The following is an 18,680-nucleotide window of genomic DNA, read 5'->3' on the forward strand; positions in this document are numbered from 1 at the left end:
GCCTGCTCACCTTGCTACCGCGTTGCCCGGCGAACGGCACGGCTGAGGACCTCGCTCGAATCTGAATCGGGGTGCTCGCCACCGCCTTTCCATTCATCAGAAACCAGCCATTCTTCGAAGTAGAATAGCCATGTCGCAATCCATGGAATGAAGGTCTGGTCCAGTGTCGCACTGCACTTAAATGTAAGATTGCGCGGTCCTCTCGCAGAGACCGGTAACTTCTCTGGGGTCAGGCGGCGCGCAGGAGTGGCGGTCTGGGCTTGAATAGTGGTGGGACGTTCGGCTCTGTCTGTCGGAACGGTGCCCGCAATCGATCGCGAAGCTCGCCGTTGAGATCTGCCGTGCGGACCTGCATGAGCATGTGAGCGCCGTGAAGCGACCATCGCATCTGCTGTTTCTTGACCATCCGCTTGCCGACGAGTGAATTCACTGCTGACTCAGCCAAGGTCGTGGCGACGCGAAGCCCGGCTCGGTAGCGCTTGCCATAGTTGATGATCGCGCCGCGGTTCGATCGGATATAAGTCAGGAGCTGCGAGCCGAGGCTGTGAAGGACGGACGACGGAGAACTCGCCGCCTCCCTGCAAATCGATCACTCTCTCCAAGAGTTGTTCCAGGTCGCGGATCGCGCGATCGACCCGCCCATGCCACAGACGCCACTTCACCGCTCTGATGTCCTGGTCGATGAGGGGAAGCGCTTCAGAGAGACCCGATGGGGATCGAGCCATATGATCGGCGATCTGCTGCATCGGCTGGATCTTCATGGCGATGTGGACCAGTCGATGATGTGGGCCGTCGGCTTCGGCATTGCGCGGGGCAGCCGCTTCAGGATTTCGGCGCCGTCCGAAATCACTGTCACATCGCCAAAGCCGCGGTAACCTACTTCCCGAAGGGCATGAAGCGCACGATCCCGGATTGCCCGTTGGTCCGTGCTGCTGGTCACGAAATAGCGGCCGCCACCTTCGCCCCGCCCGCCGCGGCCGCATCGGGCCACGACGAGCTCGAAGTTGCGCGCTGAATTGGGATCGGCGCTGCGAACATGCGCAGTATCGATGCTGATGACGAACTCTTTGCGGCGATCGCCGGGCAGCTGCATTTCAAGCTGGCGTCGTTCGTCCGTTTGCGCCCTTGCGTGCAATTCTTCGTCAGCAACCTGATCGTCGAGCCGTTCGCCAATCCTGATGGTTCGCTTGCGCACGGTGGCATGCGTCTCGGTCGGCTCAACAGGTAGGAATTCGGCAAGCACATCCGCTGCCCGTCGGTACGGCATCATGCTCCCCAGCCGCGCCGTCAGTTCCATCAGCTCGGATGTCGCTCGATCGGGGCAGATCTCCTTCAGCGGCGCGAAGGCAATGACCGTGCCCGGGTATCATCCAGCGAGGATTGCGCACCTCCACGGTGCCGAAGACGGTCTGGATCTGGCGCGTCGTGTAGTCCTTGACCGGCCGAAACCTGTGGCAATCCGGGCAGACCCGGCGAAAGAGCGAATACGTCTCCGCCTCGTGGTTCACAACCGCGCTCTGCAGCGCCGTCATGATCGTCTTACCGTCCTCGATCGACAGGCCAAGGTCGCCGTCAGACAGACGGTTCCATCTCTTGTCGATGCGAACCGCCTTCCGGCAAACGTCACCGAACTCGTTCCTGCCCTCGATCGTGATCGTCCATTCCACCGCCATCGCCTTCTCTCCGAACAAAGCGACGCTGATGGACTACGCAGGCCTAATAAACCGTATTCGACCCCAGAGATGGGGTGGTTGCCGCCTTTTCCAGACGGCATCGCGATGTGCCAGGATAGTAGTGTTATCAGCCACTGAGCGGAAAGGACGGCAACCGTGACGAAAGATACGATGATCGGGGTGGATCTGGCAAAGAATGTTTTTGTGCTGCATGGCGCGTCGCTGCTAGGGCAATTGCAGTTCCGTAGGAAGCTGTCGCGGCAAGGTTTCTCCAGATTTATGGCCCAGCAGCCTCCAGCATTGGTCGTGATGGAGGCGTGCGGTAGCGCCCATTACTGGGCTCGCGAGATGATCAGGTTCGGCCATGAGGTGAAGCTGATAGCACCACATTACGTGAAGCCATTTTTGAAGCGGCAGAAAAACGACGCAACGGATGCGGAAGCGGTCGTGGAGGCGGCCAGCCGACCGGCCATGCGTTTTGTCGAACCGAAATCAGCGGACCAGCAAAGCCTGGCAATTTTGTTTCGCGCTCGGGAACGACTGGTCCATCAACGCACTGAACTGGTCAACGCACTGCGGGCCTGCCTCTATGAATACGGCCACGTTGTTCTGCAGGGAATTCGCCAGATCAAGCGGATCGAAGAGATCCTGGAGGCATCGAACAGCGACTTACCTGACTTGTTGCGTGAAGAATGCCGCGACTTGCTGGAACAGATCGCCGAGAAAACGGTGCGCATCAATGCCAGGACTGACAAGATCAAGACGCTGGCGGCTGAGGCTGACACGGCGCGGCGACTGCAGACCATGCACGGCGTTGGTCCCTTGACCGCCCTGGCATTCGAAGCCTTTGCCCCGCCAATGGGTAGCTTCAAGTGTGGACGCGACTTCGCTGCCTGGCTCGGCCTGGTTCCGCGTCAATTCTCCTCCGGGGGCAAAGAACGGCTCGGGCGCGTTTCCAAGGCAGGGCAAGCTGATCTGCGTAGATTGTTGATTATCGGCGCAATGTCCCGTCTGAACTGGATGGGTCGTAAATCGATCCCGGAAGGTTCTTGGCTGGCGCAGATGATGGCGCGCAAACCTCGGATGCTGGTTGCGATCCCGCACGCTAACAAGATGGCCCGGACAATCTGGGCCATGCTGACAAAGCAGCAGGATTACCAGGTTCCGGCAGCAGCAACCGTAGCCTGATCAAGAGGCTACGCAAGGCTGACGCTGGCAACGGGGAGGCAAGAAGGCGACGTCCTGAATGGGCAAAATGATCGAACAGATCTGGATCGGGAAAACCAGATAATTTCTCCGAGCCCGTGAGCTCGTCCCAGAGATATGGACCCGATCCGCGGATCACCATACCGGCCAGCGGCTTCTGAAAGGGCCGCATTCAAAGGCCTTACAGAAGACCGCACTCGATCACCACTCCATAAGGATCAAAAACTTCTTGCATCACAGGCGGCAACCACAGAAGAAATTACCGGTCTCTCAGGATGTCCGGACGGTCCTGCTCCAGTGCATGTGCGGACTTTTTTGAACGTCCAGCCGTGGCCGCCAAGCCAGGCGCTCAAGGCGCTGCGGCTGATCCCCACCGACCGCTCGGTCGCCAGCCGATCCACCATCTCGTTCAGCGTGATGTCCTTGCGCTCATCGATCAGCCCGACGATGAAGGCTTCATGCATGTCGATGTCCTGCCACGGGTAATTTCCTCCATCTGAGATTAGAGTCCGGGCCTTGATTGAAGGACGGACTGATGAAGAGAAAGCGGTTTTCGGAAGAGCAGATCATCGCGGTTCTGCGTGAGCACGAGGCGGGAGCGAAGACGGGCGATCTGGCCCGCAAGCACGGGATCTCCGAGGCGACGCTGTATAACTGGAAGGCGAAGTATGGCGGGATGGATGTGTCCGACGCCAAACGGCTGAAAGCCTTGGAAGACGAGAACGCGAAGCTGAAGAAGTTGCTCGCCGACCAGATGCTCGAAGCCTCGGCACTGCGCGAGCTTCTGTCAAAAAAATGGTAGGGCCCGCCGCCAAGCGCGAAGCCGTCGCGCATCTGCAGGCCGTCATGGGCCTATCGGAGCGTCGGGCCTGTTCCTTCGTCTGCGCCGATCGCAAGATGATCCGCTACCAGTCTCGCCGACCGCCAGAGACGGAGCTGCGTGGTCGGCTGCGTGACCTCGCCAACGAGCGCCGACGCTTCGGCTACCGGCATCCTGCTCAGGCGCGAGGGCGAGGCATCTGGGGTCAACCGTATCTACCGTCTCTATCGCGAGGAAGGTCTGACGGTGCGCAAGCGCCGGGCAAGACGGCGAGCAGTCGGCACGCGGGCGCCGATCCTGGTCGAGGCAAAGCCGAATGCGCGCTGGTCGCTGGATTTCGTCCATGACCAGTTCGCCTGCGGCCGGCGCTTCCGTGTGCTCAACATCGTCGACGACGTGACACGCGAATGTCTGGCCGCGATTCCGGACACCTCGATCTCCGGCCGTCGGGTTGCTCGCGAGCTGACGGAACTGATCGCCCAGCGCGGCAAGCCCGGCATGATCGTCTCCGACCACGGCACCGAGTTCACCTCGAACGCCATCCTTGCATGGTCGAAGGATCACGATGATCGGATGGCACTACATCGCGCCGGGCAAGCCGATGCAGAACGGTTATGTCGAATCCTTCAACGGTCGCATGCGCGACGAGCTCTTGAATGAGAGCCTGTTCTTCGGCCTCGACCACGCCCGCAGCGCCATCGCCGAATGGCGGGAGGACTTCAAACCGCGAGGCCGCATTCCTCGCTCGGCTACCAGACCCCGGCGGCCTATGCCGAGGTCATCACCGCAACCGGCTCCGACGCTGTGCTGATGGAAGGCTCCGCGTCTTCGCCGGTTGCTCAACCCGCGCCCCACGGCGTAACAGAAACGGTCGAGGCTCTAATCGCCGTTGGATGAAACTTCAGTGGCAGGTCATCGAGGCTGGACGCACGGCGACGACCCTGCGGCCGCGCCGTCAACTCGCCGAGCTTCGCCCGCGCAATCCAACGGATCGCGCTGGACACTCCCACACCGAACCGCGCCGCCGCTTGCCGTGCCGACATGCCCGCGTCCGAAGCCTTCCAGACCCGCGATCGGAGATCGTCACTCAGTGCTCTTCCCATCATCCACCTCATCAAAGGAGTTGAATCACCGGCGAAGACCGCCGTCATATCACAATCGATTCATCAATCGCAGGACGTGCTCTAGTCAAAAGGTTGCAACAGATCCTGCCATATTCCTACAGGTGGTGGCTGATCGCCGTCGGCCACATGCTTCTCAATAATCTGGCACTTCTCAATATTTCAATATCGCGGGTCTGCGCAGCAGTCGTTTCGATTCACCCGGCACTTCTGGGCCGGATCGCAGCCAGTAAAAGCGCTTCTGGGCGATGCCGGATCAACCTTCAGGAAGCTTATCCAAGGGTTGAAACTTCTCGTGCGGAACTTCTTCGCAATGGCTCCTGCAAAGGCCGATCCGTTCAATTATGTCAATCGCTAGCAGAACCGATGCGCGTTTCACAAAAAGTGGCAACAATGGCGCCCACAACGGGATTTTGAAGCGCAGATTACATCAATTTTGCCCGCAATTGTGTCTGTACCTCCGCGGCAATTGGTGAGATGGTCACAAACGAGGAAGCTCTCCAACGAAATAATCGTCGTACCGCTGCCTGATATTAGACGCCGCCTTTCTCGTCCGTTAGAAATCAAACGTATGTTTGTAACCTTTGGGAAGTTAACCCGCCACGTGGTTACTATATTCACCAGACGCGGGTGGGATTGGTTAATCAATAGGTGGGTGGCGTTATGGCACTTAGGATTTCGCTCTGGCCATTATGCACGTTCCGAAATCGATGAGGCAAACGGCTATCGAAATAGTAAGCATCACCTGTTTTGAGGACCCGCTTTTCGCTTCCGACAGTCACCTCCACCACGCCGGATAATATCATGCCAGCTTCTTGAGCTGCATGAACAAACTCCTCGCCACTATCGGCGCCCGGTGCATATCGCTCGTGCAAGACGAGCATTTGGCGGTTAGGATGATCGAAGCCGATGACGCGATACGAGATTGTGTCGACTTTTCCAATCTCTACGAGGTCGGGGGACGCGTAGAATGGCGAGTACGGAAGACTGGACTGAAGATCGGAAAAGAAGCCAGTCAGGGTGGTCCCAAGGGCATCTATCACGGCACCCAAGGTGTCGATCGAAGGGCTCATTTTGTCTCTCTCGATCAGAGATATTGTAGAATGAGATATGCCGGAGCGAGTCGCTAATTCTCTGATGCCAAGATCACGTCGGCGACGTAGTTCACGTAGTTTCATCCCAATCTTCGGCATTGGTCCGCTCCTCGTTTGACTTGATAAATACCCTGCAATGGCAACGACGCCGGGCGGAAGCTCAGGTCACATAACATGGTGAATATAATGAACAGGGTCCTGATGGGCAATGGTCGGGCTGTTCAAGTTCCACGATGCTGTCTTCGGAGATTCCACATTAGGCTAGGAGATTCTGATGACGTCGCGTCTCAAAGCGCTGAAAGGAAAGTTTACTCAGATTAAGGAGCCCTCACGAGATGCCATCTCGGACGCGGTTCCGGTCGAGAAGACCGTAAGGGACATCATTGCGAATGTTCGCAAACGTGGGGACGCTGCGGTTCGTGAATACTCGCTTGCCTTCGACAAGGTTGACGTCACCAACTTTGAAATCACCGAGGAGGAGAAGCAGAAAGCTGTCGCCGATCTCGATCCGCAGACCCGGGAAGACACGGAATTCGCCATCGCTAACGTCCGCCGCTTCGCCGAGGCCCAGTTGAAGACCATTCTTCCCCTCGAAATCGAAAGCTTGCCGGGACTTCATCTTGGCCACCGCGTCATTCCGATTGAAATCGTTGGCTGCTATGTGCCGGGCGGTCGCTACCCGCTTCTGTCGGCGCCAGTCATGACCATTGTCCCGGCCAAGGTTGCAGGCTGTGATCAGGTCATTGCCTGCCTTCCGCCGAATGCTCACCCTGCTATGATCGCAGGTTGCCACCTTGCCGGGGCAGATCGCATTTTCCGCGTTGGCGGAGCCCAGGCGATCGCCGCCATGGCCTACGGCACTGAGACGATTCCGGCAGTCGACAAGATCGTCGGCCCGGGCAACGCGTTTGTGAATGAAGCAAAGCGGCAGGTGTTCGGTCAGGTCGGTATCGACCAGCTCGCTGGCCCGAGCGAAATCTTCATCGTGGCCGACGAAACCGGCAATGCAGCAACCATCGCGACCGATCTTCTGGCGCAGGCCGAGCACGACGTCCGCACCCGTGTTGGGCTCGTGACGACTGACTGCAAGCTTGCTGAGGACGTTCTCAAGGAAGTCGAAAGGCAGTTGGAAGACTTGCCCACGGCCGCGGTAGCGGGCGTTGCATGGAAGGATTATGGAGAGATCACTGTCGTGGAAGACGAAGGCACGATGGTTGCCTACTCGGACTACATCGCTACTGAGCATCTTCAGGTCCACACCCGGGATCCGCAGGCAACCGCTAAAAAGCTTCGAAACTACGGCTCACTCTTCATTGGAGAACTTGCCAGCGTCGTCTATTCGGACAAGTGCTGCGGTACGAACCACACCTTGCCGACCATGGCGGCAGGTCGCTACACTGGCGGCCTTTGGGTTGGCTCCTACGTTAAGATCGCCACGCACCAGTGGTTGGACGAGCGTGGTGTTGCCGCCGTTGCCCCGGCAGCTGTGCGCCAAAGTGCAACTGAAAAGCTGGAAGGCCATCGTCGCGCCGCGGCATTGCGTCTTACCCCAAACAACTGGCCTCAGTTGGGTAATTCACGACAGCGTCCGAAAGCAGATTGAGGCCGGTGCAGACGCCTCGATAAACCTGGTTTGGGGGTAGACGGGGTAGCGAGCGAGGCAATTGCGAGGTCCGGGCGGTGCAATCGAATTGTCCCCCTCGTTAACGTGCAACGCGAACGACGGCCAAATGTCACGTGCTCGATTGGCCGTCGCTTCAGTGGTGATCCAGGCCTGGTGTAGCGTGAATGCCTCATACGGTTAAACGCTCCACGACTTGAGCCGCGACAATGGGCGCGTCATCCACATTGGTGTCCGGCCAGACTCGTGCGCGTTTTTTGGGGAAAGCACCGGGCACGAAATAGGAGAGGCCCGCGCTTGCAACATAGATAGTCGCTGCAACACCCGCGAAATTGCGATTGAAGTGGAACTGCGACTTCATCACGATAAAGTCCTGCTCGCTGATATTGACGCCGTGGGACTCGAAAATGGCGCGATCAACGATGAACCCTGGCTTTGAAGTGGCAATCACAAGGAACCGATTATCAATCTCGATGAGGGCCGTCTTTCCCATGGCAGCGGATTCGTTGGCAAACTAGGTCCAATGAGTTTAATATCCCTATTGTTGAGCACCTTGACCACGCCTTCGACATCGAAGGGCAGATATAGCGGGGTCATCTTGCCGCCGAGACGCATCTTGATTTTCGCGCCGACGCCGGCCGCATGTGCCTGAGCGACGGTTTCCGGATCATTGACCGTCATCGCGCCCTGGAGCTTCACAGGATGCTTCAGTGCGGCCTGCAGGATCAAGGTGCTGTCTCCCGGCGCGCCGGCCAGCGTCCGGTCACCAAGATCGGCAAGCGCCTTGGTAGTGCCACTCTTGTCCTTCGCAGTCGCATCTAGGACCGCTGCGATCGTAACAGTTTCATCCTTGAAGCACTCACGCAGATCCCAGAACTCCTGGGCGTAATCCTCCACGATCGCCTTGGCTTGCGCATATGGCCCGTTGCTCAGTATCACGGCGGCCTGACCCATGTTCGTTAGATCCGCAAAGCGATAGGCGTTGTAGATGCTGAGGTCCACCACTGGCGCTTTCGACTTCTCGAGCGCACGGGCACGGGCGTGCATTTCCTTAAGTGGGCTGAGATGAGTTTCGAGCCTGCCTGGGCAATCATTCGGGTTTTCGCGAAGGTATAGACCGGGCGCAGACGGCCTTCCAGGACATCGAAAACCAATCTGACGACCTTCTTGCCATTTTCGTAGTAATCGTCATGGGGATTGTTCTTGCAGGCGATGCAGATGTCGGCTGCCTTCAACATCTGCGGCGTGATATTGGCATGAAGGTCGAGACCTACTCCGATGACTGCGTTTCCGCCGATGGTGCCGCGAATGTAGGAGAGGAAATCACCTTCCGCATCTTCGACCTCAGTCGTGGACATCGACCCATGCAGGTCGAGGACAATCGCATCGGGCGCGAGCTTCTTGAGTTCCTCGCCCCAGAACTGGCGTTGCTCAACGTAGAAACCATGCTCGATTGCGCCGCTCGGAGCGACCATCGAATCTGAAATGGGAAGGATTTCAATATCAGCGCGTTCAATCAAGGCGTCGACAATCCCGCCGAGCGTCGTGCCATTTCCCTCGGCCGCTTCGATCACAGTCTCGCCGCGAACGACCGTGATATCTGCCGCCGCTGTCGCAGGCGCATATCCGTGCGATTCATGAAACAGGCGTCCGACTGCAATACGCTTCATAATATTAGGTTGCCTCCTGAAGGTCGGGGTTGGTCGCCAGGGACTTCGCCGCTACCTTACTGGGCGCGTGCGACGACGTATGCTGCGTTTTAGGCCGCGGTTTGAAGTTCACGATGCGGATGGGCTGGCGGGTGGTGACCCGCAACAGGGTGCGCCGGGAACAAGTGCTTCGGTTCTTAAGGGTCCGCAGGCCGCTCCTGTTCCCCCAGCGGTCGAAAATGGTGTAATCGACCAATCGATCAAGTCGACGGCACGCTGAAGTATCGCCTTTGTTTGACCACGGCTGGGGGAAGCGGCGATGACATATCCGATCATGTCTCGGAGATCGCCTGTCCTGACGATCGGTGTCTTAGGTTCAACATGCAATTTGACCTCGGCGACACCTGGTACAGCAGCCGCCCGGCTGTCGCCACGGATCCAATCGAGAGTGCCATCGCAATCAGGAACCAGGAACCGCACCGCCGCAGTCTGCGAATGCCTTCTGCGCAAATTCCACTTCTCACCGATGGCAAGCTTGATGTGCTGGGTGACCAGATCGACACCGTAAGCCAGTTGAACCAGTTGGGGATCGCCTGCGCCATGAAGACGGGGATTGACTTCAATGACGACTGGACCACGCTTGGTCCACCGGAAATCAATGCCCGCTGGCCCCCAGCCAAGGTCGAGAGCTCCCAAGCAGTTCCGCGAAACATCGGCGATACGTTTATACTCGTCATCCGTCAGTAGGGCCGGAAAGGTGAACTCATGACAGACGAAATGCGGCAGGGGGCCGAAGTCGGAGGCGGTAATCCCAATGAACTCATTGCCCATTATTTGAGGGGAATAATGGGGCCCTTGTGCGAATTCTTCGACCAAGATCCTCGGCGAAGACCGCCATAAGTGCTTCCCGCCCAACAGATAGGTCGTATGTTCAGCCAACTCGTTGACGTCGCGGCACAATCGAACTCCCCTACTGCCGCTGCCCACGGCTGGCTTGACAATCACCGGCAGGCCGATCTCCTCGGCAGCCCTTTCCACCTCCGTCGCATCAGCTGCCAAGCGATAAGCAGGTATTGGAACGCCGGCTTCCTCGAGAAGCTGACGTTGCTTGAATTTGTCGCAGCATTGTTCGATGGATGTGGGGTTCGGTCCTGGCAGATCGAAATGGCGGCAGAGCTTACCAACTGTCGCATAGAACTGGTCCCCGACGGACGTAATGCCAGCAATGTCATAGGTTGCACCGAGCCGGGAACATTCGCGGATCAGCGCATCGAGATCGGTTGTATCGACACGGATTGCCTCAATTCCTTCGACCCCAAGATAGTCGTACTGAGCTGGATCAGCCGACAGGACAATTGGATGAAGACCAAGTTGCAGAGCTGCTTGGACATATAGCGGACCATTATACCTTGAACCTTCAAGTAGGATGAGCGCTCTTCTTGCCATTGGTCGTTGTCTCCGACTTTGCGTGCTGTGCGGCGGCCCGAGCGTACATCGGCAAAATCTTTTTCAGCCGTGCCTGATCTCAGACCTTGAAGTGACCGTACCATTGTCAGGGATTTGCGGTCGCAAAGATTCTGCAAATTTAGTTCAAGGATTTGTTGCAATAGTTTGGTCGCCGGACCGTGTCCGGCTTTTGCGATTCGCTGCTGGTGCCGAATCGCGTGCGCATTCGTGCCACCAATGCCAAATGAGCTGACCCCACTGCGCCTTGGCCCACCGCCCTTGGGCCAAGCGGTGCAGGTCCTATTTACGAACACCGGGCTTTCCTTGAAGTCGATATTTGGGTTGGGCTTGTCAAAATGTAGGCTAGCGGGAATGACGTTCCTGTTCAGCATCGTGGCGAGCTTGATCAATCCCGCGCCCGCTGCGGCGTCGAGATGGCCGACATTTGTCTTCACCGAACCTATTGCGCAGAATTGTTTCCGTGCTGTGTGGGAACCGAAGGCCTTGGTCAGGCCGGAGATTTCGATGGGGTCGCCAAGATAGGTTCCGATACCATGCGCCTCCACATAACCAATGGTGTCTGCAGAGATCTCAGCATCGGCGAGGGCAGCTTGGATCACCGCAGCCTGTCCGTCAGCACTGGGGGCAGTGAAGCCGACCTTGGCGGCACCATCATTGTTAATGGCGGTCCCCTTTATAACTGCCCAGATATAGTCGCCATCTCTACAAGCATCGGTTAGCCGCTTGAGAACGACGACCGCTGCTCCGCTGCCTCTCACCGTTCCCTGTGCTTTAGCATCGAACGCACGGCAGTGGCCGTCAGGAGACAAGATATCGCCTTGTTGATGGAGATAGCCCTTTCCACGCGGCAGGGAAATGGATGCACCGCCTGCCAGCGCCATATCGCACTCATTGCTGCGCAGGCTCTGGCAAGCGAGGTGGACAGCAACCAGCGAAGTGGAACAGGCCGTCTGAACTAACACGCAGGGGCCGGTCAAATTGAGCTTGTAGGCAATGCGAGTCGCCGTGAAATCGTGGCCATTAAGAATGCGGATCTGCAACTTCTCTGAATCCAGCAGGTCGTGACCTGCTTCACGTCAGCGAGATAGTGGTTGGCTCCCACGCCGGCAAAGACACCGACTCGGCCTTCTACGTTCTCGCGCGATCCGTATCCCGCATGTTCGAGCGCCTGATACGCCGTTTCCAACAGGATCCGCTGTTGCGGGTCCATCCACGCTGCTTCCTTGGGCGAGAGACCGAAAAACGCTGCGTCAAACAGATCAACTCCGCTGATAACGGCTTCGCGCCTCACATAATTAGGCTTGCCAAAGGTATTGGGATCAACGCCGGCTTCTCGCAATGTCTGTTCATCCAAGTCTGCGATGGACTCTATGCCATCAACCAGATTGTTCCAGAATTGATCGACGTTTTCCGCTCCCGGGAACCTGCCCGCCACGCCGATGATCGCGACAGCATTGCGGTTCTGTTCGGGCTTGCTTTCGCTTGCGGCCACGCCAATTGGTTTCTTAAGATACTGAGTGAGGCGAGGGGCGTCGGAAATTGCGGCCAAGTGCGCTGCGAGCGTTCTTATGGTGGGGTGCTCGAACAGATCCAGTATCTTGCAATCAATGCCCAGACGATCTTGGATACGCGCCTGAACCTGAACAATGGCCAGGGAATGTCCACCAACATCGAAGAAATTGTCTTCAATGCCGACGGAGTCCACCTTCAGAATGTCCTTCCAGATGTCAGCCACATCAGCCTGCAACCCATCGGTCGGTAAAGTTGCGGCATTTGATGTCGAGGCGTTTTTCCTCGGCTCGGGAAGAGCGCGCCGATCGATCTTGCCGCTGCTATTGGGCGGTAGCTGCGGAAGGAACACGAACTGTGAGGGAATCATGTAGCCAGGCAGCGCGGAGCGCAGGAAAGCCTGAAGTTCATCGATATCCTACGCTGTTAGGCTCGCATTTTCGTCGGGACGGTCTGTCAGCGTGACGCAGCACGCTTTGATGTTCTCGTGCTCCATCAGACACTGCTCGATTTCGGCAAGCTCGACCCGCATGCCGCGAAACTTGATCTGTCCGTCTTTCCGGCCCAGGAACTCAATCGTGCCATCTGACCGATACCGGGCCAGATCCCCAGTTCTGTAGAGCCTGGATTGCGGATCATCATCGAAAGGGTTTGGCCGGAAAACCTCGCGCGTGAGGTCATCGTGATTGATGTAACCGCGAGCCAGGCCGACGTCCCCGATGTGGAGCTCGCCGATTGCGCCAAGCGGTGCCGGAATGCCATAGCCATCGAGGATATAAGCCTTGGTATTGATGGCAGGGCGCCCAATAGGTGGCCTTTGCCCCTCGGCTTTCACGTCGGTCCTTATGCAATAGACGGTCGTTTCGGTGGGGCCGTAGGAATTGAAGATGCGGCGTTTCTCGCCCCATCGCTCAATGAGGCTCGTCGGCAAGGGCTCTCCGCCTGACTTTATCACGGTGAGATCAGGAAGATCAGTCGACGGCAAGGCGGCCCACGCTGTCGGCGTAAGACCGGCGGCGGTAACGCGCTCACGGCGCATGAACTCGACAAGCTCTGCTCCGGGCAGCGACGCTGATGGGGGCGCTAGGCACAATCGACCACCTGCAGTTAAGGCCAGCATAAAATCGAATAGCGATGCATCGAATCCGCAGGAGGCGAACTGTAGTACCCGGCAATCCGCACCCAGTTGATAGGTGTGACCTGCCACTGAAGTTTCATCCAACGGCGATTAGAGCCTCGACCGTTTCTGTTACGCCGTGGGGCGCGGGTTGAGCAACCGGCGAAGACGCGGAGCCTTCCATCAGCACAGCGTCGGAGCCGGTTGCGGTGATGACCTCGGCATAGGCCGCCGGGGTCTGGTAGCCGAGCGAGGAATGCGGCCTCGCGGTGTTGAAGTCCTCCCGCCATTCGGCGATGGCGCTGCGGGCGTGGTCGAGGCCGAAGAACAGGCTCTCATTCAAGAGCTCGTCGCGCATGCGACCGTTGAAGGATTCGACATAACCGTTCTGCATCGGCTTGCCCGGCGCGATGTAGTGCCATCCGATCATCGTGATCCTTCGACCATGCAAGGATGGCGTTCGAGGTGAACTCGGTGCCGTGGTCGGAGACGATCATGCCGGGCTTGCCGCGCTGGGCGATCAGTTCCGTCAGCTCGCGAGCAACCCGACGGCCGGAGATCGAGGTGTCCGGAATCGCGGCCAGACATTCGCGTGTCACGTCGTCGACGATGTTGAGCACACGGAAGCGCCGGCCGCAGGCGAACTGGTCATGGACGAAATCCAGCGACCAGCGCGCATTCGGCTTTGCCTCGACCAGGATCGGCGCCCGCGTGCCGACTGCTCGCCGTCTTGCCCGGCGCTTGCGCACCGTCAGACCTTCCTCGCGATAGAGACGGTAGATACGGTTGACCCCAGATGCCTCGCCCTCGCGCCTGAGCAGGATGCCGGTAGCCGAAGCGTCGGCGCTCGTTGGCGAGGTCACGCAGCCGACCACGCAGCTCCGTCTCTGGCGGTCGGCGAGACTGGTAGCGGATCATCTTGCGATCGGCGCAGACGAAGGAACAGGCCCGACGCTCCGATAGGCCCATGACGGCCTGCAGATGCGCGACGGCTTCGCGCTTGGCGGCGGGCCCTACCATTTTTTTGACAGAAGCTCGCGCAGTGCCGAGGCTTCGAGCATCTGGTCGGCGAGCAACTTCTTCAGCTTCGCGTTCTCGTCTTCCAAGGCTTTCAGCCGTTTGGCGTCGGACACATCCATCCCGCCATACTTCGCCTTCCAGTTATACAGCGTCGCCTCGGAGATCCCGTGCTTGCGGGCCAGATCGCCCGTCTTCGCTCCCGCCTCGTGCTCACGCAGAACCGCGATGATCTGCTCTTCCGAAAACCGCTTTCTCTTCATCAGTCCGTCCTTCAATCAAGGCCCGGACTCTAATCTCAGATGGAGGAAATTACCCGTGGCAGGTCAACACCTTTTGAAATTAGATGACGGGCAAGCCTGTTTGCCCTTTGCTCAAGTACGGCATAGCTGAGCGCCTCCGATGGGCAACTGACAGCGATATTGTCTGGGCAAGCGGCAGCCTGCACTTCGATCAGGTTGTGCAGGCAAATATCGGACGGAAAAGGTGCAGTTGTCGCGTTCCAACCGTGCAGAAGCTGGTGCTCTTCCTTGGGTGTCAAAAAAATATAGTTTCCTATCCGTCGTGCCGGCGCATCTGCTATCGCCTCAAGCAACAAGCAATAGTGCTTCGCCAGCCGCTCGATGCTGCTTCGATCCCACAAATCGGCATTGTATACGGCGTAGAGTCGGACGCCTTCTTTTCCAGCCAGGATTCTGAAATCAAGATCGATCCAGATATCGGTCTCACAAAATCGGATTTGGGCAGGCAAACCGGAGAGGTCGACGTCGCATGGCGTGAAGCCAAGAGAACTCACCGCTTCGGGTGTGAAGTTGAAAACGGCTTGCGCGAGCGGATTGCGATTTGGTGCAGCGGGGAGCTTGAGCTTCTCCAGGAGCAGTGGAAGAGGAAAATACTCGTGGTTGCGCGCGCTGCGCATCAGGTGTCGCACCCGCTGCAAATGGTCGACGAAAATGGGATATCCGGAAAGATTCTGCCGTAATGCCCCAAGGGTCACAAAGTAACCGAATGTCCCCGAAAAATTTCCTGCCGGACGACCGAGGCGTGGCACGTAAAGGGTGATGTCGTCCTGGTCGCCATAACGATGCAGCAGGACATAACAGGCAGCAAGCAGCACGGTGGCGAGCGTCACTTTTTCCTGGCGTGCCAGTCGCTCCAATCGCGCGACCACGGGCTTGTCGATATCCAGGGAGAACACTGACCAATGTGCGTCGCGGCCGCAGTTCGTGGTTTGTCGGTCGGAAAGGCCAGGTCGGGCTCATGATCGACAAATTGGCTTCGCCAGTACGCCCCCATACGCTCTCCGTCGTCGCCGGCAAGGAGTCGCTCCTGCCAGGCTACGAAGTTCCCGTAAGGAGCCGCCGTGGTCAGATCCGGCATATCCGTGTCGCCGCAAAACGCCTGGTAGAGCCCGCCGAACTCGTGCAGGAAGGTGCGAATGCTGTAGCCGTCGGAAATGATGTGATGGAAATTGAGGAGGAGAACCTCTTCCTTGGCACTGCTGATGAACAGGTGAGCGCGAAACACCGGACCAGTTTCCAGATCGAAAGGTGAGCGAGCTTCCGCCGCGATAGATTTATGGAACTCCGCTTTTTCGGCACCCTGCAGCTGAACGACATGAAAGTTGAAAGAGACTTTCTCATGAATGCGCTGAACGACTTGCTCGCCTTCTTGGTGAAAGGTCGTGCGCAGCATTTCATGGCGGTCGATCAATGATTGGAGCGCGCGCCGCAAGGCATCGATGTCGAACGGTGCCTTGATGCGCAGCTCGACTGGCAGATTGTATTCGCTACCGGTCGGTCGTTTTTGATGATGTATCCAAAGGCCCATCTGGCCATGCGACAGCGCACGCGTAATATGATCCATTGCTTTCTCCAGGCACATGGTTGTGCGGAGAACGCTACCCGTCTTCTCTTGGAAACGGTTTGAATTTTCTCTTGGAAACGGTTTGAATTTTCGGAGAATTATTCAGCCGTTTATGTGAAACCGTCGTATGATAGAATACATATTCACTAGAAGTAAGAATTACATATGACTGGCGTTATAAATTTTGAAGGAAAGCTGAAAAAGGTGGACAGCGGAAGTATCAACCGTTTCGCGATCGTTGAAGTGGCTTCATATATCTTTACACATCGCGAGCCGTCGGCAGCGTAGAAGTGACTCCTACTCAGTAACGACGACCCACGCCACCTAAGGCAGCTGAAGGGTGTGAACGGCCAAAGCGTCAACGACTTGACCCTTGTGCTGATCAGGCAAGGGCGTGTGGTGGAGCACGCTGTGATGCATGCACTCGAATAGGCAGACGGGTACAATCGACGTTTGGGTTTTCTGGCATTCACAGCTGACGATCACAACATGGCATATGCGCGAAGTGTTGAGTCCAGCTGAGCGGGAACGGGCAGAAAAATTCGTCACATGGATATGCGCCTTTCATATCTTCAGGCAAAGAGCGCTTTTCGAATCATCCTTGCTGCGCACTTGCATGTTCCGCCGAGAGATCTCCAGATGACCGTTTCGCGCTTCGGCAACCCCCAATTGCCGGCGCACGATATTGAAGCGAGCCAGTCTCATAGCCAGGATTGGTCCGCCGTCGCCGTATCAGCCTTGGGCTTGGTCGGGATAGATATTGAGCGTTGGCGCCCCCTGGCAAATTGCCGCCAGTTGGCTTGCCACATTATGACCGGCCAAGAGGCAAGAGTTTTGAAGACACTCCGGGCGAGTTGACTGTGCGAAAGTTCCTGGAGCTCTGGACCAGAAAAGAGGCCGTACTGAAATGCGCGGGTCTTGGACTCCGCCAAGACCCGCGCGGCCTTCATACGGGCTGGGATGAGCCAGCCGTGCAATTTGGTGACGTGCAATATTACCTCAACGCATCAGGCTGCGGGCAATTGGTAGGGCATTTAGCGTCGCATGTTCCCCAAAAGATCATGCGCAGCCTGCCATCACAATTGGATGCTCCGATACCATTCTTTGGACCGCCGGAAGGTAGAGTTTCCCGGCCTTTGCTCCGATACCATTCTCTGGACCGCCGGAAGGTAGAGCTTCCCGGCTTTTGCTCCGATACCATTCTCTGGACCGCCGGAAGGTAGAGCTTCCCGGCTTTCTCACGATGGCGGGCTGGCGGCGCCATCGGGATTAAGCAAATGCCCATTTGATCCTCAACATTGATCCGGCATGAACCCGCGCACGGACGGCGCTTTGGTCGGGCAGAAACAACTGCAAGACAATCGGGACCGGCACTCATTTTTGGCCCGCGTCGGCGAGACCAAGCTTTGGAGGTCCTTCTTGCCCAAAAGCTCCGGAATATTACGGCTCCGCACCCAGCGAATGTGTGCCTGTCTTGGGCACCACGTTCGCCTCGTCTTTCAGTACCATGAGCATCATTATTCTCCAATCGCCGAACCGATATGCGCCACTGTGGGGTTATGTTGCCTTTTCGGAACGATTGAGTTTTGCTGTTCGGAGTGTTGCCTCAATATCGGAACACAAGAGTGGCAGTTTCGGAGCCAGCCGCTTATTGTTTTGAGCTATGAACCGCAGAAACTCTTCGTCGTACATGGTCACATAGTTTAGTCTCTCGACTGTGGACTTCGACAGAACGGGGATTGATGACAGATCCACTATTGTGCGCGGCTCTAAACGCAGAAGTGCGTTCTGAAGAATAGCTTGGTATTCATCATTGACATCGGCGGTTGCGATCACAACGATCGACCGTGGTTCGCGTGCGTGCCCAATCTCTGCCGGGCGCATAAGCGCGACGTCTATGTCAGTCCAGGGGCGGAGACGTTTGCGAAGATTTTTCGGGTTCCGCGTTACGATTACCGTGGTACGAAATCGCTCTCCCACGCCGCTCCTAATCAGCTCGCGACCCAGCATACCCGCCCCGATGATGTAAAGGCGGTCGGGTAGCTCTGCATTCTGAAATCGATCAGCTATGATGTCTCGGACGATCTGATCGTAGTTGAACGGTGCAGTGAACCGCTGTCGCTCGCGCGAGGCACGACCTATATCTATTGCCAACCGTGCGATCTGGAAAATCGGAAGGTTTGGATCAAGAAGTTCGATAGCCTTCGCGAGCTGATCGCTGATGTAATTCTCGCCGAGGATTTGGGAACGAGCACCGGACGCAATCTCGGCGAGACGCTGAGCAATAGCGTCCGTACCTTCAATGGATTCACATGAAAAACCAGGAAATACAGTGCCATCGATGTTTCTGAGTGCGGGCTCCTCGCCATAGACCTCAACTCGCAAGCAGGTTGTGACCAGAAGAACCCCGCTTCTCGCAAGATCGTTCGCAATTGGTTTGATCTTCGCAGAATGCTGCGCCATTGCAAAAGGCGAGGTCATGTGGTGATCAACATAAAGGCCAAGAAGCTCGCTCATCGT

General features: G+C 57.3%; 14 protein-coding genes and 6 pseudogenes. 4 read left to right on the forward strand and 16 right to left on the reverse strand.

The window, feature by feature from the left end; translation table 11 throughout:
- Positions 1-14 precede the first annotated feature (14 nt).
- Complete coding sequence (locus tag AC1RZR_RS35285) at positions 15-311, reverse strand: type II CBASS E2 protein (RefSeq protein ID WP_481829598.1); 297 nt, start codon at positions 309-311, stop codon at positions 15-17.
- Positions 230-1,673, reverse strand: a pseudogene (locus AC1RZR_RS35290) (ISKra4 family transposase). The gene AC1RZR_RS35285 and the pseudogene AC1RZR_RS35290 overlap by 82 nt, the downstream one beginning before the upstream one ends.
- 171 nt (positions 1,674-1,844) lie before the next feature.
- On the opposite strand from AC1RZR_RS35290, the gene AC1RZR_RS35295 reads away from it, so the two are divergent.
- Entirely contained in the window at positions 1,845-2,861 is a 1,017-nt protein-coding gene (locus tag AC1RZR_RS35295; RefSeq protein ID WP_481829599.1) for an IS110 family RNA-guided transposase, read from the forward strand.
- Positions 2,862-3,141: 280 nt separating this feature from the next.
- Here AC1RZR_RS35295 and AC1RZR_RS35300 read toward each other — a convergent pair.
- A pseudogene (locus AC1RZR_RS35300) lies at positions 3,142-3,349 on the reverse strand (IS630 family transposase); the annotation flags it as partial.
- 65 nt (positions 3,350-3,414) lie between these two features.
- On the opposite strand from AC1RZR_RS35300, the pseudogene AC1RZR_RS35305 reads away from it, so the two are divergent.
- Positions 3,415-4,596, forward strand: a pseudogene (locus AC1RZR_RS35305) (IS3 family transposase).
- Positions 4,597-4,613: 17 nt separating this feature from the next.
- Here AC1RZR_RS35305 and AC1RZR_RS35310 read toward each other — a convergent pair.
- Positions 4,614-4,802 (reverse strand): annotated as a pseudogene (locus AC1RZR_RS35310) (IS630 transposase-related protein); the annotation flags it as partial.
- 662 nt (positions 4,803-5,464) lie between these two features.
- On the reverse strand, positions 5,465-6,013 hold the full coding sequence (locus AC1RZR_RS35315; RefSeq protein ID WP_481829282.1) for a cupin domain-containing protein: 549 nt from the start codon (positions 6,011-6,013) through the stop codon (positions 5,465-5,467).
- A 175-nt stretch (positions 6,014-6,188) separates the two neighbouring features.
- Between AC1RZR_RS35315 and hisD the strand changes: the two genes are divergently transcribed.
- Positions 6,189-7,517, forward strand: coding sequence for a histidinol dehydrogenase (gene hisD / locus AC1RZR_RS35320; RefSeq protein WP_481829283.1), 1,329 nt, complete (start codon positions 6,189-6,191; stop codon positions 7,515-7,517).
- A gap of 190 nt (positions 7,518-7,707) precedes the next feature.
- Here the strand turns inward: hisD and AC1RZR_RS35325 are convergent, their stop codons facing one another.
- The 10 genes and pseudogenes from AC1RZR_RS35325 to AC1RZR_RS35370 form a co-directional block, all read right to left on the reverse strand.
- Positions 7,708-8,028, reverse strand: coding sequence for an MlrC C-terminal domain-containing protein (locus AC1RZR_RS35325; RefSeq protein WP_481829284.1), 321 nt, complete (start codon positions 8,026-8,028; stop codon positions 7,708-7,710).
- A complete protein-coding gene (locus tag AC1RZR_RS35330) occupies positions 7,983-8,582 on the reverse strand; it encodes an MlrC C-terminal domain-containing protein (RefSeq protein WP_481829285.1) in 600 nt (199 codons plus the stop codon). Before AC1RZR_RS35330 ends, AC1RZR_RS35325 begins: the two co-directional genes overlap by 46 nt.
- On the reverse strand, positions 8,495-9,205 hold the full coding sequence (locus AC1RZR_RS35335; protein ID WP_481829286.1) for a M81 family metallopeptidase: 711 nt from the start codon (positions 9,203-9,205) through the stop codon (positions 8,495-8,497). Before AC1RZR_RS35335 ends, AC1RZR_RS35330 begins: the two co-directional genes overlap by 88 nt.
- Positions 9,206-9,313: 108 nt before the next feature.
- Entirely contained in the window at positions 9,314-10,630 is a 1,317-nt protein-coding gene (locus AC1RZR_RS35340) for an ATP-grasp domain-containing protein (RefSeq protein ID WP_481829287.1), read from the reverse strand.
- A 116-nt stretch (positions 10,631-10,746) separates the two neighbouring features.
- A pseudogene (locus AC1RZR_RS35345) lies at positions 10,747-11,613 on the reverse strand (beta-ketoacyl synthase N-terminal-like domain-containing protein); the annotation flags it as partial.
- Positions 11,614-11,624: 11 nt separating this feature from the next.
- A complete protein-coding gene (locus tag AC1RZR_RS35350; protein WP_481829288.1) occupies positions 11,625-12,530 on the reverse strand; it encodes a beta-ketoacyl synthase N-terminal-like domain-containing protein in 906 nt (301 codons plus the stop codon).
- A gap of 48 nt (positions 12,531-12,578) precedes the next feature.
- Positions 12,579-13,367: an AMP-binding protein gene (locus AC1RZR_RS35355; RefSeq protein WP_481829289.1), complete on the reverse strand. Its 789-nt coding sequence runs from the start codon at positions 13,365-13,367 to the stop codon at positions 12,579-12,581.
- A 7-nt stretch (positions 13,368-13,374) separates the two neighbouring features.
- Positions 13,375-14,557 (reverse strand): annotated as a pseudogene (locus tag AC1RZR_RS35360) (IS3 family transposase).
- A gap of 35 nt (positions 14,558-14,592) precedes the next feature.
- Positions 14,593-15,492, reverse strand: coding sequence for a condensation domain-containing protein (locus AC1RZR_RS35365; protein WP_481829290.1), 900 nt, complete (start codon positions 15,490-15,492; stop codon positions 14,593-14,595).
- A complete protein-coding gene (locus AC1RZR_RS35370) occupies positions 15,423-16,160 on the reverse strand; it encodes a condensation domain-containing protein (protein WP_481829291.1) in 738 nt (245 codons plus the stop codon). The genes AC1RZR_RS35365 and AC1RZR_RS35370 overlap by 70 nt, the downstream gene beginning before the upstream one ends.
- Positions 16,161-16,960: 800 nt before the next feature.
- Here AC1RZR_RS35370 and AC1RZR_RS35375 point away from each other — a divergent pair.
- Positions 16,961-17,383 carry a 4'-phosphopantetheinyl transferase superfamily protein gene (locus tag AC1RZR_RS35375; protein ID WP_481829600.1) on the forward strand — a complete coding sequence of 141 codons (423 nt, stop codon included), beginning with the start codon at positions 16,961-16,963 and terminating at the stop codon, positions 17,381-17,383.
- A gap of 334 nt (positions 17,384-17,717) precedes the next feature.
- Here the strand turns inward: AC1RZR_RS35375 and AC1RZR_RS35380 are convergent, their stop codons facing one another.
- A complete protein-coding gene (locus AC1RZR_RS35380) occupies positions 17,718-18,677 on the reverse strand; it encodes a Rossmann-fold NAD(P)-binding domain-containing protein (protein ID WP_481829292.1) in 960 nt (319 codons plus the stop codon).
- Positions 18,678-18,680 lie beyond the last annotated feature (3 nt).

The organism is Mesorhizobium bavaricum, assembly GCF_056781655.1.